Source organism: Paenibacillus sp. AK002 (genome assembly GCF_053903045.1).
Genome location: NZ_CP096377.1, coordinates 1,330,742 through 1,344,690 on the forward strand (window position 1 = coordinate 1,330,742; position 13,949 = coordinate 1,344,690).

The 13,949-nt window shown below is 52.1% G+C and carries 13 protein-coding genes and 1 pseudogene; 9 read left to right on the forward strand and 5 right to left on the reverse strand.

The genetic code is table 11. The features are described 5' to 3' along the window. Positions 1–10: 10 nt before the first annotated feature. Entirely contained in the window at positions 11–967 is a 957-nt protein-coding gene (locus M1D70_RS05675) for an LCP family protein (RefSeq protein WP_009594405.1), read from the reverse strand. A gap of 184 nt (positions 968–1,151) precedes the next feature. Here M1D70_RS05675 and M1D70_RS05680 point away from each other — a divergent pair, with 184 nt between their 5' ends. From M1D70_RS05680 to M1D70_RS05690, 3 genes and pseudogenes are all read left to right on the forward strand, one after another. Further along, complete coding sequence (locus M1D70_RS05680) at positions 1,152–1,901, forward strand: MerR family transcriptional regulator (protein WP_456289391.1); 750 nt, start codon at positions 1,152–1,154, stop codon at positions 1,899–1,901. Between the two features lie 151 nt (positions 1,902–2,052). Continuing rightward, on the forward strand, positions 2,053–2,904 hold the full coding sequence (locus M1D70_RS05685; protein WP_009594388.1) for a manganese catalase family protein: 852 nt from the start codon (positions 2,053–2,055) through the stop codon (positions 2,902–2,904). A 72-nt stretch (positions 2,905–2,976) separates the two neighbouring features. Further along, positions 2,977–3,183 (forward strand): annotated as a pseudogene (locus M1D70_RS05690) (KGG domain-containing protein); the annotation flags it as partial. A gap of 140 nt (positions 3,184–3,323) precedes the next feature. Here the strand turns inward: M1D70_RS05690 and M1D70_RS05695 are convergent. Beyond that, positions 3,324–3,662 (reverse strand): winged helix-turn-helix transcriptional regulator, encoded by a 339-nt coding sequence (locus M1D70_RS05695; RefSeq protein ID WP_009594357.1) that lies wholly within the window; start codon positions 3,660–3,662, stop codon positions 3,324–3,326. 160 nt (positions 3,663–3,822) lie between these two features. Here M1D70_RS05695 and M1D70_RS05700 point away from each other — a divergent pair, with 160 nt between their 5' ends. After that, entirely contained in the window at positions 3,823–4,761 is a 939-nt protein-coding gene (locus tag M1D70_RS05700) for an aldo/keto reductase family protein (RefSeq protein WP_009594401.1), read from the forward strand. 267 nt (positions 4,762–5,028) lie between these two features. Next, positions 5,029–9,084: a tail fiber protein gene (locus M1D70_RS05705; protein ID WP_456289392.1), complete on the forward strand. Its 4,056-nt coding sequence runs from the start codon at positions 5,029–5,031 to the stop codon at positions 9,082–9,084. An 84-nt stretch (positions 9,085–9,168) separates the two neighbouring features. On the opposite strand, the gene M1D70_RS05710 is transcribed toward M1D70_RS05705, so the two are convergent. Then, positions 9,169–10,143: an aldo/keto reductase gene (locus M1D70_RS05710; RefSeq protein WP_009594389.1), complete on the reverse strand. Its 975-nt coding sequence runs from the start codon at positions 10,141–10,143 to the stop codon at positions 9,169–9,171. A 273-nt stretch (positions 10,144–10,416) separates the two neighbouring features. On the opposite strand from M1D70_RS05710, the gene M1D70_RS05715 reads away from it, so the two are divergent. The 3 genes from M1D70_RS05715 (at position 10,417) to M1D70_RS05725 (ending at position 12,032) form a co-directional block, all read left to right on the forward strand. Continuing rightward, complete coding sequence (locus tag M1D70_RS05715; RefSeq protein ID WP_456289393.1) at positions 10,417–10,731, forward strand: DUF2628 domain-containing protein; 315 nt, start codon at positions 10,417–10,419, stop codon at positions 10,729–10,731. 197 nt (positions 10,732–10,928) lie between these two features. Further along, positions 10,929–11,393: a DinB family protein gene (locus tag M1D70_RS05720; protein ID WP_456289394.1), complete on the forward strand. Its 465-nt coding sequence runs from the start codon at positions 10,929–10,931 to the stop codon at positions 11,391–11,393. A 129-nt stretch (positions 11,394–11,522) separates the two neighbouring features. Then, the gene (locus M1D70_RS05725; protein WP_456289395.1) at positions 11,523–12,032 is read left to right on the forward strand and encodes a CYTH domain-containing protein; all 510 of its coding nucleotides are present in this window, start codon (positions 11,523–11,525) and stop codon (positions 12,030–12,032) included. A gap of 107 nt (positions 12,033–12,139) precedes the next feature. Here the strand turns inward: M1D70_RS05725 and M1D70_RS05730 are convergent, their stop codons facing one another. Continuing rightward, positions 12,140–12,895: a YheC/YheD family protein gene (locus M1D70_RS05730; RefSeq protein WP_456289396.1), complete on the reverse strand. Its 756-nt coding sequence runs from the start codon at positions 12,893–12,895 to the stop codon at positions 12,140–12,142. 80 nt (positions 12,896–12,975) lie between these two features. Next, positions 12,976–13,368, reverse strand: coding sequence for a hypothetical protein (locus M1D70_RS05735; protein ID WP_456289397.1), 393 nt, complete (start codon positions 13,366–13,368; stop codon positions 12,976–12,978). A 147-nt stretch (positions 13,369–13,515) separates the two neighbouring features. On the opposite strand from M1D70_RS05735, the gene M1D70_RS05740 reads away from it, so the two are divergent. Beyond that, positions 13,516–13,881 carry an MmcQ/YjbR family DNA-binding protein gene (locus tag M1D70_RS05740; protein WP_009594400.1) on the forward strand — a complete coding sequence of 122 codons (366 nt, stop codon included), beginning with the start codon at positions 13,516–13,518 and terminating at the stop codon, positions 13,879–13,881. Positions 13,882–13,949: the final 68 nt, after the last annotated feature.

Genomic DNA, 13,949 nt, shown 5'->3' on the forward strand with positions numbered 1-13,949 from the left:
CTTGCTGGCTTTATTCAGCGGCATCGCTTTCGAACAATTCCTTCACGTACTGCTGCAATTTGTTTTTATCCACGCCGAGCACCTGGGCCCGTCCGACCTTCTCGTTGGTCAACAGCGAGAACGGCGGGATCTGCTGCTGATCGACTTTGTCCAGGTTCACGTCAAACCCGAGCGCCATCAGCTTCAGCATTTCCTTCGGGCTTAAGTCCGTCTCGATATAAGGCGCGATCGAATCCAGAATGCCGGGCAGCTTGATGAGCGAGCTCGTGGTCTGCATTTTCTTGGCGACTTCCGTCATGAGAATCCGTTGTCTTTCGGTACGGGCAAAGTCGGACCTCGCATCGTGCCGGAATCGGACGTACTGCAGCGCCATTTTGCCGTCGAGATGCTGCAGCCCTTGTTTTAAATCGATGTCGTACATGTGCTTGTCGGCTTTGCTTGTGTAGTACATGTCTTTCTCTACTTCAATGTCGACCCCGCCGATGGCGTCGACCAGGGCGATGAATCCGACAAAATCGGTGTAAACATATTTATGTATGGGCAGGTCCAACAAATCGCTGATGGTCTGTCTGGTCAGCTCGATGCCACCGTAAGCAAAAGCCGAATTCAGCCTTCCTTTGCCATGACCGGGGATGTCCACGTAGGTGTCCCGCAAAATCGAGAACAAATGGGCGCTTTTCGTAACGGGATCGATGGAGGCCACCAGCATGGTATCGGATCTTCCGGCATCGTCTCCCCGGGAGTCTCCTCCGATTAGAAGAATATTGACGCGTTCTTTGCCCTCCCACTTCGGGATTTCAATGACCTCTTCCTGTGCGGCCCCCGTGCTGCCCGTTGGCTTCACCGGATTCGAAGCGGTCGAGATTTGGTTTGAGAATTGTATGATAGCGTAGGTATAGTACGAGATAATCCCCAAGATTCCAACGGATAATAAGAGCATGGCGTATTTGAACCATTTCCTTTTCATCGTTTCCTATAACATCCTATCTGTTGAACTGAGTGCATAATGGACCATTCTAGCAAAATAATCAGCAAAAATCATATTTTCTTGAGAAAAGCGATTCGAGAGATTCGAAAAATACGGGATCCATGTTCATGTTGACTCTCCTCCAAGGGGAGGCCTTAGACTATAGATCGAAGGAGGGAACAGCATGCTGTACACGGTAAAAGAGGTTTCGGAAATGTCAGGGGTAACCATCAAGACACTGCATCATTATCACAAAATCGGACTGCTGCAGCCTGCCGAGATCAGCGATGCGGGGTATCGCTTGTACGGGGCAGCGGAACTGGAGCGCTTGCAGCAAATCCGGTTCTACAGAGAGATGGATTTTCCGCTGGAGCAAATTAAAGAGCTGATGGAGGAAACGCCGGATCGGCTCTCCATTCTCACGGAGCAGGAGAAGCTGCTCCTGGGCCGGTGGAATCGGCTGGAGCTCATTCTGCAGACGTTGAGGCAGTCCATAGAATATGTTGGGGAGGGAAAAAGCATGAAACCGGAAGAATTGTTCAATGGGTTTGATAGCGAAGAAGAGTGGAAGGATGCCTTGGCTGAGCAGAATCAACATTTGAAGGAGCAGTACGAGGTGGATTTGCTTGACGGAGCACCGATGGATGTTCCCAATATGAACGAGCAAGCGAAGGAAGCGGCAGGCTTTATGGCCGGCATGGCTAATGCGCTGATAACGGGAATCAGGCACGATGATGAGTGGGTTCGGGATTCGATTCGGAAGCATCTTCAATATTTGAACGAGCAGGGCCACGCCTTTACCGCCGCCGATTTTGCGGGGCAAACGAAGTTTTTCCTGAACGATGAATTCCATCTTCGGATGCTCGAAGAACAGCAGACGGGGCTGGCTTATTACCTGCATGCGGCTGCAGAGGCGTATGCGAATCTGACGTAAATCCTATGATGAAGCCGCGCGAGCCGCGGCTTTTGTCATTTCTGACGTATACATGGATTCCGAATGAACCAGCCGGTACGGTTTCAGATCAGTCGGGCCGGGTAAAAAATACTCGGACTAATCATCACATCTACGAAGGAGGACGACTTTGATGTTTATTCACATGAAAGAGCTTCAGTTCCGGGCGAAACCCGAGAAGCCGGATCCGGTATATGCGAGAAAGCTTCAAGAGGTGCTGGGCGGTCAATATGGTGAGATGTCCGTCATGATGCAGTATCTCTTCCAAGGTTTTAACTGCCGCGCAGATCGGAAGTATCGAGATATGCTGCTGGATATCGGAACCGAGGAGATTGGCCATGTCGAAATGTTGAGCACGATGATCGCCCAGCTTCTGGATGGCGCTCCCGCAGATCAGGTCGACGAAGCGGCGAAGGATCCGTTGATTGCCGCTGCGCTCGGCGGCATGAATCCTCAGCATGCGATCGTATCGGGACTAGGCGCGACCCCGACGGACAGCAACGGGTATCCGTGGAACAGCAAGTACATCATCGCGAGCGGAAATCTGCTGGCTGACTTCCGCGCGAATCTGAACGCGGAGTCCCAAGGGCTGGTCCAGGTCGTACGCTTGTATGAGCAGACGACGGATCCGGGTGTCCGAGACATGCTGTCCTTTATGATAGCCCGCGATATCATGCATCAAAATCAGTGGCTGGCCGCGATCGAGGAGATCGAGGCGATGGAAGGCCCGATTGCTCCTGCTTCGTTCCCGCGCGAGCGCAGCGTAGAAGAAGCGACCCGCCAATTCATGAATTTCTCGGTCGGCGAGGAGAGCCGCGAAGGACGCTGGGCGAACGGCCCGCTGCCGGACGGTACCGGCAATTTCGAATACGTGGCGAATCCGGCGGCTTACGGCGACGTTCCCGTATTAAATCCTCCCGCCAAACACCAGCACTCCACGCTTGGAACGGGCCCATATGTGGTGAACGAGGGAATCGAAAAGTAATGTTTAATTTTTTTCCGAAGGGTTAAATACATGACATAGCAGCAACAAAAAACAACTTAGGAGTGATGAACAATGGCTAACAACAACGGTAACAAAATGAGCAGAGAAGAAGCGGGACGCAAAGGCGGCGAAGCAACGGCCAAGAATCACGACAAGGAGTTTTACCAAGAAATCGGCCGTAAGGGCGGAGAGGCCACATCGGAGTCCCATGATAAGGACTTCTACGAGGAAATCGGCCGCAAAGGCGGAGAATCCCGCGGCAATCAAAACAATAACGATTAAATGTAATCTACAAATCTAAAAATAGCAAGCTTTTAACAAAGCAGCGGCGGTTTCCGTTGAACGGAATCCGCCGTTGCTTTTTTTAAGTTAACCGTCGGGTTCGGATCGTTTGCCGCACGCTGTCAGCTATCTTGATTTTAAGTCCACCGTGCCGCCCACAGCTTCATTTCCTTGCAGATGACATGCAGGTCCATGCCCTTCGGCGTCAGAGTGTATTCCACCGTAACCGGAACGGTAGGGAATACTTCGCGCTCCAGCACGCCCTGTTCTTCCAAGTGGCGGAGCGTCGTGGTCAGGGCCCGCGGACTGACATTCGGGATTTGCCGCTGCAGCTCGCCGAATCGTTTCGTGCCTCCAAAGAGCTCCCGAATGACGAGAAATGCCCATTTCCCCCCCAGGACCAGCAGCGTTTTTTCGATATTGCATTCGATATGTTCGGGAGTTTTCGGTATGTAACTGCTCGCTTTATTTCCCATAACCATAGGCTCCTTCCGGTATTCTATTAACTATACTCCAGTATATCAGCTATCCTTCTTATAATATAGTGAAGAACATTTCACTTCTTCCGTGGGAATAGGAACTACTTTAGAATAGTTCATGTAGCATCCATGTTAATCTATTGAAGGAGGATTTGCCATGAAATACAGAAGATTAGGACGCACAGGTCTCAAGGTCAGTGAGGTCAGCTTGGGAAGCTGGCTTACATACGGAGGTTACGTTGAACGCGAGAATGCGGTTAACGCGATTAAAACGGCTTATGATCTGGGCATTAACTTCTTTGATACGGCGAATGTTTACGAGAAGGGCGCAGCCGAAGTATTGGTAGGCGAGACCTTGAAAGCGTATCCGCGCGAATCGTACGTGCTGGCGACAAAGGCCTTCTGGCCGATGGGCGACGGCCCGAACGACCGGGGCTTGTCACGCAAGCACATTATGGAGCAGGCACATGCCAGTTTGAAGCGACTTGGCCACGATTACGTGGATATTTTCTACTGCCACCGCCATGATCCGGAAACGCCGCTGGACGAGACGCTTCGCGCGATCGACGACCTTGTTCGGCAGGGCAAGGTGCTCTATGTCGGCGTCAGCGAGTGGCAGGCTTCGCAAATTGCGGAGGCATTGACGGTAGCGGATCGTTACCTCCTCGACCGCATCGTGGTCAATCAACCCATCTACAATATGTTTGAACGTTATATTGAAAAGGAAATCATTCCGCTCAGCGAGCGTTCCGGCATTGGGCAGGTCGTATTCTCCCCGCTGGCACAAGGCCTGCTGACGGGGAAATATACCTCTGCCTCCGATATTCCGGCTGACAGCCGAGCAGCGAAGCTGGAATGGATGCGCAAAGGCATTACCGAAGAGAAAATCGCGAAGGTTCGCGAGCTGGAGAAGATTGCGGCTGAGCTTGACGTGTCCGTGGGCAATCTGGCGCTTGCGTGGATTCTGCGTCAGCCGAACGTAGCCAGCGCACTGGTCGGCGCAAGCCGTCCGGAGCAGGTAACCGAGAATGCGAAGGCATCCGGTATCGATCTTAGCGAAGATGTTCAGACTCGCATCGAGGAGATATTGAAATAGGAAGCGAAAGCACCCTATTCGATGAACCGGGGATCAAGAGAACCCGGGGATAAAATAATAGATTGGTTTAATTAGGTGGCTTCTGACTTGGTTCAGGGCCATCTTTTTTTGCATGCTCCTGGTCAGGAAGGTTGGTTTCTTCACTCAGCTTGGCGGAGGTTTAGATACTTGAAAAATACCGGTTGTCCTTTATAATACTCTCTAGTAATATTATAATACTTATTAGTATTATAATAGGACAAATGCATTAGGGGGAGAAGCTGCATTATGCAAAAACGAAGGCAAATGGCATCTGCGAAATGGTTGAAGGTCATGTTGTCCATTCTAATAGGTTTCGAGGTAGCACTGGGCGTGCTCGCGTCTCCGAAGAGGGCTGAGGCGAATCCTCCAAACTCTCACTATCTGGGGGAAATCCGGCTATTTCCTTACCGGGATGGTCCGGAAGGGTGGATATACTGTGCAGGGCAGGAGCTGCCGTTAGGTCTCGAATATGCGGGTTTGTATTCATTCTTGGGGGACCAATTCGGAGGGGATGGAAAAAAGACGTTTGCAGTGCCTGATTTACGGGGGGAAGAACCCGTGCCGGGTATGGGGTACTATATAGCGGTTGAGGGATTAAACCCAAGGAACAATGGCTTGACCACCAATACGATGCTGGGAGAGCTTCGGCTCTTTCCCTATAACATAGAGTTCAATGATAACTGGGTCGCGGCCGATGGGGGTGCTTTAAGTGGTTCTGAAGCTCTGTACGGCGTTTACGGCACTACATTCGGCCAAGACTGGCAGGGGAGCTTTAAATTGCCGGAGATTAAACCGGTGCAGCCCCTAATCCGGTATTTCGCCGCTAAGTCGGGGATCCAACCCAGTACGGCCGGTGCCGTATACACAGGCGAGACGCGTCTGTTTCCTCTGGATATCCCTGCCCTCGCTTCCTTTAAGGCGGACGGTAAACTGCTGAATGTTGCCTCGAACATGGCGCTGTACGGCTTAATCGGCAACGCTTTCGGGGGATCGCCGGATCAAACGTTTGCGATTCCCGATCTTGGAGGCGATCCGCTGACAACGTATTATGTATTCCATACGGGAATCGTTCCTGTCTTGCAGCGGGTTCAGCCCGTTAGCGTGCCGGATCAATACACGACGGCGGAGTTCACCGTATTAAGCGTTTCTGCACCGGGTGTTCTGAAAAATGATTCCGATGTCATGATCGCCAACATCGTGGATTTGCCGGTTCATGGACAGATCGTGTTTCATCGAAACGGCTCCTTTACTTATACACCGGATGTCGATTTTGTTGGCACAGATTCTTTTACATATATCGCTAGCAACAATAACAAGAGCGGCAGCGTAACCAGCGTTACCATCCACGTGGCGGAGCCTGAACCCCGGATAAGCGGAATAACCGATGGAGGACTTTATAATCACGAAGTAACGCCTGTTTATACCCATGGCACGGGATCGCTGGACGGGCAGCCAATTGCCAGCGGTACGACTATCCGCAAGGATGGCCAGTATAGACTGGTCGTCGAGTCGCCTCGCGGCAAAACGGTCAAGGCCGATTTTGAGATCGACCAAACCGCACCTGTGGTCTCAGGCGTGACGGATGGAGGCCAGTATGATCGGGAGCTGCATATCTTCTTCAATGAAGGGAGGGCAACGCTCAATCAGCAAGCGTTCCAGAGCGGAGACAGGGTTAACACGGAAGGGGGATTCAATCTCGTCGTAACCGACCGTGCAGGGAATAAGACTGAGGTCCGTTTCTCGATCTATTTCCCTAAAACCGTGACGTTCGACAGCAACGGAGGGTCGCCCGTGGCAGACGAGGTCGTCCCTCATCATACGGCGGCAACGAAGCCCGTCGATCCGGTGAAATCCGGTTATGCATTCGGAGGGTGGTATACGGATCAAGCCCTCCAGTTTCCATTCGATTTCGCGACGCCGATTCAGGCTGACCTGACGCTGTTTGCTAAATGGATCGATTCGGATGCGCCTGTCGTGGTGGATCGGGCTCCTCTGCATCTGGCGGATGACGTGCCGATCGGGACGAAGCTTGAATTCACGTTCGATGAACCCGTTACCGCAGGCAGCGGCAAATACATATCGATTATGAGAGCGGCGGACGGTCAAAAGATCGAGTCGATCGAAGTAACCGATAGCGCCCGCGTCAGCGTGATCGACGAGAAGGTTGCGGTAAGTCTGTCGCGACAGCTATCGTACCTTACGCGTTATTACGTCGAAATAGAGGAGGGCGCATTTCAGGATACAGCAGGCAACCTCTATGCAGGCATGAAGGGCACTGGGGATTGGAGCTTTACAACGGAGGCTGAGCCTGTCGCAGCACCGTTAGCGCCTGCCAATCTGACGGCCACAGCGGGGGATGGTGAGGTGACCTTACGGTGGTCCACCGTAACGGGTGCGACTTATTACGATATTTATTCCGGGACGGGGTCCGGCGTATATGGGAGCGCACCAATCGCAACGGTTACGGGTTCGACGTATTCAGCAGGGGATTTGCTGATCGGAACGACCTATTATTTTGCGGTGAAAGCCGGAAATGACGGGGGCTCCAGTGCATTTTCGGAAGAGGTGAGCGCAACACCGGCCGGTGCCGAGATACCCGTTTCTGGCGATGCGGATTTAAGCGGATTAGCATTATCGCATGGAACGCTTGCCCCGGCATTCAACCCTGCTGTCACCAGATATATTAGCCATGTTGGAAACCGTATAACGGAGATTAGCATAACGCCGAGCGTTTCCGATCCTCAGGCAACGGTGACGATAAACGGTAAGGCTGTCTCCGCCGGACAGGCATCAGATCCGATCAGCCTAGCGGTAGGAAGCAACAGCATTCATCTCGTGGTTACCGCTCAGAATGGAGCTGCGAAGACTTACACGTTGGATGTGACCAGAGAGGCAGCCGTTTCCCCTGAACCTGAACCGGAACCCGGAAATCCATCCAATCCGGGGACGCCGGGGGGCGGATCAGGATCTTCGGAAGGTCAAGGACCTGGGGCAGGCGGGAGTTCTCAAGCAGGTCAAGGGGCAGGCTCAGGGCAGAGCCCGGCAGGCAGCAGCGACGTCAAGTCGTATGTAAACGACGTTTTACAGATCGGCTTGATATCAACGGAGGTTACGAAAGAGAATGGACAGACCGTGCTGACCGTCAAGGTGAACGGAGACAGGCTCCAATCGCTGCTGGCACTGGAGAAGAACAGCCGACCGATCGTCCGGCTGCGCGCCACGGAGGAGCTCGATCAAGCCGTGGTGGTTCTGGACGGGAAATCCGCCAAAGCGCTTGAAGCAAGCGGCGCGATGATTGCATTCGAGACCTTGGCCAGCAGCGTCCGTATTCCGGTTCAAGCCATTTCCGAACAGATCGGCAGTCTTGCCGAAACGAAGGAAGGCGCGATCCATCTCGTCCTTGCCGATGGCAACGCCTCGATCAGCGCTAAGCTGAAGCAGGTCGGGAACGGGAAGTATTTTGGTGAACATTACGGCTCCATAGACTTTAGCGTCGCAGCCTACGATCAAGGAAAACGGCTGAGCGGAAATAGCTATTCCTCTTATGTGGAGCTGGAAGTTCCCGTGGCAGAGGGGTCAGCTGCCATCGTGACAACGGCGGTTCTGCTGGATGATCAAGGGAAGGTCCATCACGCACCGACCCGGCTGGTTGCGCGGGAAGGCCGTACTTACGCCATAATAAAAGGTTTATACAGCGGGACGTATGCTTTACTCAGCCACGAAGAAGAACTATCGGATATGAAAGGCCATTGGGCCGAGGCGGCGGTGAACGAGATGGCGTCACGCCTTATCGTTGGCGGCAGCGCCGCCGGATTCCATCCGAATGAACCGGTAACCCGTGCGGAATTCGTCACCATGCTGGTACGCTCGCTCGGTTTAACGGAGCAAGGCAATACAAGCTCGTTTCAAGATGTAACTTCCCGGGACTGGTATGTGGGAGCCGTATCGGCGGCGAGCGGGAACGGACTCATACACGGGTATGCCGACGGGACCTTTTTGCCGAATGGCTTGATTTCCAGACAGGAGGCGATGGTTATTTTCGCAAGAGCGTTAAAGTTCGCTGAGGTTTCCCCAATGGTAGAGGCCATGGATTCGGAGGCTGTGCTGGCTGCTTTCCAAGACCGTGCCGAATTGGCAAACTGGGCGAAGGGGGCTGCAGCCGAAACGGTTCACAGCGGACTCATGAGCGGTTACGATGCCAAGCTGAGACCTCGGAGTGATATGACCAGGGCGGAAACGGCAACGATTCTTCTACGGATGCTTTCGGCATCGGGGATGATCGGAGATATGCCGTCTAAATAGTGGTTTTCGAGTATAGAAGAAAAAGAGCTGCACCGAAGGGCCGTTGGTCCCGGAGCAGCTCTTTGTATTAATCGAACACCGCGGTTACCCCAACCGATACGTTGCAAACGGCTTGGCATGAACAAAGCCGTCGCTGATTTCATCCAGGCTCGAACGCAGGGACTTGTCCAGCTTAATCTCAAGGCTTTTCAGATTATCGTCCAGCTGTTCGGTCTTCGTAGCCCCGACAATGACGGTCGAGACGGCAGGTCGGTCCATCAGCCAGGCAATGGACAGTGCGCTGGGAGAATGGCCGTGCTCTGCTGCGAGCTGGCTGACTTGTTGACCGAGCTTCAGATTGCGCTCTTCGAGGAAGCGATTGAAGTTCGGGTCCGTTTCCGCGCGGGAGCCGGCAGGCTTGCTTGCCCCCTGACCGTATTTGCCGGTGAGAATGCCGCCGGCCAGCGGGAAATACGGAATGATGCCAACGCCCTGATCAAGACAGAGGGGGACAAGCTCCAGCTCTGGCGTACGGTCTGCCAGGGAATAACTCGTTTGGGTCGATACATAACGGGCATATCCGCGCAATTCGCTGATTCCGAGCGCCTTCATGATTTCCCAGGCGGCATAGTTGGAGGCGCCGATATATCTGACCTTGCCCGATGTTACCATGTCGTCCAGCGTGCGCAAGGTCTCCTCAAGGGGAGTTTCCGGATCAAACGTATGGATCTGATACAGGTCTACGTAGTCGGTTTTCAGCCGCTTCAAGCTGTTCTCCAGCTCTTGCTGCAGATGATAGCGGGAGGAGCCCCGTTCGTTCGGTCCTTGGCCGTTCACGAGTCCGGCTTTCGTGGCTAATACGACGTTATGGCGTTTGCCCGCCAGCGCCTCACCGATGATGCGCTCGGATTCCGACCCGGCGTAAATATTGGCGGTATCGATGAAATTGATGCCACGGTCCAGCGCGTGATCCAGGATCCGGGTGGATGTTTCTTGATCGGCTCTTTTGCCAAAAGCGTTCGTGCCGAGCCCCAGCTCCGAAACCTTCAGGCCGCTGCTGCCAAGACGGCGGTAATTCATACTTGATCCCACTCCTTTATGTATAGATTTCCTATAGTATAAACATGATCCAAGAGTCGCTTCAAATGGATCGAACGCAAAAACGCGATGAAGATGTAAGATTCTACATCTTTTTTCGACAATATCTAAAAAAAGTGATTAACTTCCATACCATGAAATGGTAATATAGTCGTAGGAGAAAAGATTCGGATTAACCATAAAATTTACTGCTTAAGAACTACTTCGGATGTTGGAGTACGACTTCTTTTTTCACTAATCGTTGGAGTGTGAATCATGAAGATTTATCTGAAAAATGATGCTGGGGTAACGAAACAAGTGAAGGTAGGTTTTAGCTGGACGACGTTATTCTTTGCATTCTTCCCGGCATTGTTCCGAGGCGATCTGAAGTGGGCAGTCATCATGTTTATTATCTCTGCCGCAGTCGGTCCTTTTACGTTGGGAATCGGGGCCTGGATCAGCGGAATCATATTCTCGTTCGTGTATAACAAGATTTATATTAAGGAGCTGTTGGAGAAAGGCTATCGTCCTGCCACGGAGGAAGCTAGAGCCGTTCTTGAGAACAACCGCATCATCGCTAGAGCGGCATAATTCTATCTGCATGCATAAAGCCTGGAACTGAGTGAATCTTTCATTCACAGCTCCAGGCTTTACTATATTCTTTAGCTAATCGATGAAGCGATTCGTGTCTAAATTCGAAAGGTTACGCGAATTGTCTTAGGACTCCTTGCGATAGGCTGAATAGTACGATAGGATAGTTACGTACGAATTGGAAGGGGGATTATGCTATGAATGAAGCGATTTTCAACCAATTGGATTTTGCCAGAGGAGCAACCTTGAAATCAGTGGAACATGTAACGGAACAGGAAGCGGATATCATCCCGGAAGGATTTACGAATAGCATTCGCTGGAATCTCGGGCATATCTACACCGTAACCGAGCAGTTCGCTTTTGCGACCGCGGGCGAGCAGCCGCGTCTTCCGGAAGGATTCGAGGCATGGTTTGCAACCGGAACCAAGCCGGCCGATTGGACATCGAAGCCGCCTGCGCTGTCTGAGCTGGCAGAGCTTTTGCAGGAGCAAACCGCCCGGATCCGCGAAACCTTCTCGAATCGCCTGGACCAGGCCTCGGCACACCCGCTGACGATCGGTCCCGTGACGTTCCAAACCGTCGGCGAGTTTCTTACATTCAGCATGTACCACGAAGGCATGCACACGCAGACGATCAAGGCTTATAGAAAATTGATAAAGTAATGTATGAACTCGAAGCGATAGAAGTATGCCCAGCGTATACCTTCTATCGCTTTTTATTTGTCGCTAGGGCTGCGGGTCCTTATAATGGAATCAGCAGAATGGGAATGACGAATGGAGGATATCACACTCATGGCGATTGAAATCGAACGCAAATACCTTCTGGAGGCTTATCCCGATGAGTTGATTCAGGAAGGAATCATCGTGGTCGAGAAGGAGCAGTTCATCGAGCAGACGTATTTGGCATTGGATGGGGACCAGGAGCTGCGGGTCCGAAAAATAACGGATCTGACATCGGGTCGGCTCGAATTCACCCATACGTTCAAAAAAGGGTGGGGAATTGCCCGGGAAGAAGTTGAATATGCGATTTCCGAAGGTCTCTACGATCAGGTAGTCAAGGCGCATGGGGCGATTCCGTTGACCAAGAGACGGGTAACCGCCCGTTGGGGCAGCACGATCATCGAAATCGACGATTATGCGCAGATAAGCTTGCTTGTGCTGGAAGTCGAATTTCCTTCCCTGGAAGCCGCTGACGGCTTTGTGCCGCCGGCATGGTTCGGACAAGATATCAGCACGGACAAACAATACAGCAACAAGAAGGTATGGCGGGATCTGCAGCTTCAAGCAGGCAGGGAAACCTAAGCGCTCTTCCAGGTATCCTGATCATAAGTTTTTAAAATGAGATTACAGCCAAAAACGGCCGGGCATGATGCCCGGCCGTTTGGTTTAAGCGACTGAAGTATCCTCGTTTATTTCGTACGCCCATAATGCTTACCGTAAGACAGCACTTTATGGTAGAGGCTGCGGTCCTTTAGATTTTTGAGCGGATAAATTTGCGGTCTGGTGTTGACCTCGAGAATCCACGGTCTCCCTTTGGAATCGATAGCCACGTCCAGGCCAAGTTCCTTGAATCCTTTATAATGGCGGTCAAAGTTTTTGCCTACGGCAACGCCGAGTCCCTTGAGTTCAGACTCGAGCTGCTGGGTGAAGGCCGAGTCGAAATTGGCGCCGCTCATCGTTTTCTTGAACGTGCCGATGGAGCCGCCTTGATTATAATTGGTGGCAACTTTGTTCGGATTGCCGACCTTCGTGAAGAGGGCGGTGCCGACCCAGGCGCCCTCTCGGGTTTTCTGGACCATCACCCGGATATCGAACGGCTTGCCATTGCTTTTGGCCAAGCGAATTCCTTTTTGCAGCAGATAAGGTCTGCTCCCTGCAAAGCGATTCAGGTCGCGGTACAGCTGAGATGAGCTCGAGTACGACGTTTTCGTCGTGTTCAGCTGGCTTTGGTAGCCTCCGCCGGTTTTGCGGATCCGGATGATGTTATTGCCGCCAGAGCCATCCGTAGGTTTGAAGAAAACCGTGGTGTAGTCCGCCAGCATAGCATTCAGGTTTTTTTTGCTGAACGGCAGCGTATGGGGTACGTACTGCCTGAAGTAAGCATCTTCGTTCAACCATTTCGTTTTCTTCCACTTGCTTTTGATGGTACTGCTTTTATAGCTCATAGTTAAGAGGCTCACCTCTCTTTTTTGTTCAGCATATGCCGATAAAGTAGAGCAAGCCTCCACGATGGCCTTGAGCCAAGCTATGTGTTCGAAAACAATTTTTTATCGAAAAACAATAAGGTGATAAATAAAACTGCTGCGACAAGCAAAATCGATGCTGGAATGATAAAGGCCAGCAGGGTTGCCGTATTCTGCATTTGGTAATACATCAGCATGCCCAGCGGCATGATCCCGCCCCCGAGCAAACTCGTCCAGAAGTGCATCGCGGCGGTTCTTTTCATGCTGAGCTTGTCCCGAAAGACGTAGTAGAACATGCCATAGGCAAACAAGGTCAGCCAGCCTACCACCAGGATATGGGCGTGGCCTGCAACCATGCTGTAGCTGCTTCTGCCTGCCATGTCCGCTCCGATCAATGCGCCGATGAGCATATAAATGGCCGCAATGCGCATCAGCCATTTGCTGTACTTCAACATGGATAAATTCCTCCTTGCATATTGAATCAGTCCCAATATACAAGAGTTGTATGAACGGAGCATGAACAACATATCAAACGGAATTGAACAGGGAAACATCATCTACTATAATCAAATAGATCTGATCTTGAAGGAGAGAATTTCCAGGTGCGAAGCCCACTCATTGCTTATTGTCTTTCGAAGAAAGCCGCAGCCGAGGATTATCCGTTCGGACCGCTTCCGATCGTCATGAAGGTCGGCGGCAAAATGTTTGCCCTGATTACCACAACGGCAGGGGAGAAGGTCAGCCATATTTCCCTGAAATGCGATCCGGTCATCGCGGAGAATTTGCGCGAGCAGCATGACGCCGTGCAGCCCGGATACCATCTCAATAAGAAGCACTGGAACACGGTGACCGTCGATGGCTCCTTAACGGAAGCGGACCTGCGCGATATGATCGACCATTCCTACGATTTGGTGCTGAAGAGTTTGCCGAAAGCGCAGCGCGCAGCCATATCCCAGCGGCTGGTATGAAGGCTGCTTCAGAACATAATCGCCCTATGGCAGCGTGGTGGCCGGAAGCCATCCATCCGCCAAGGGCG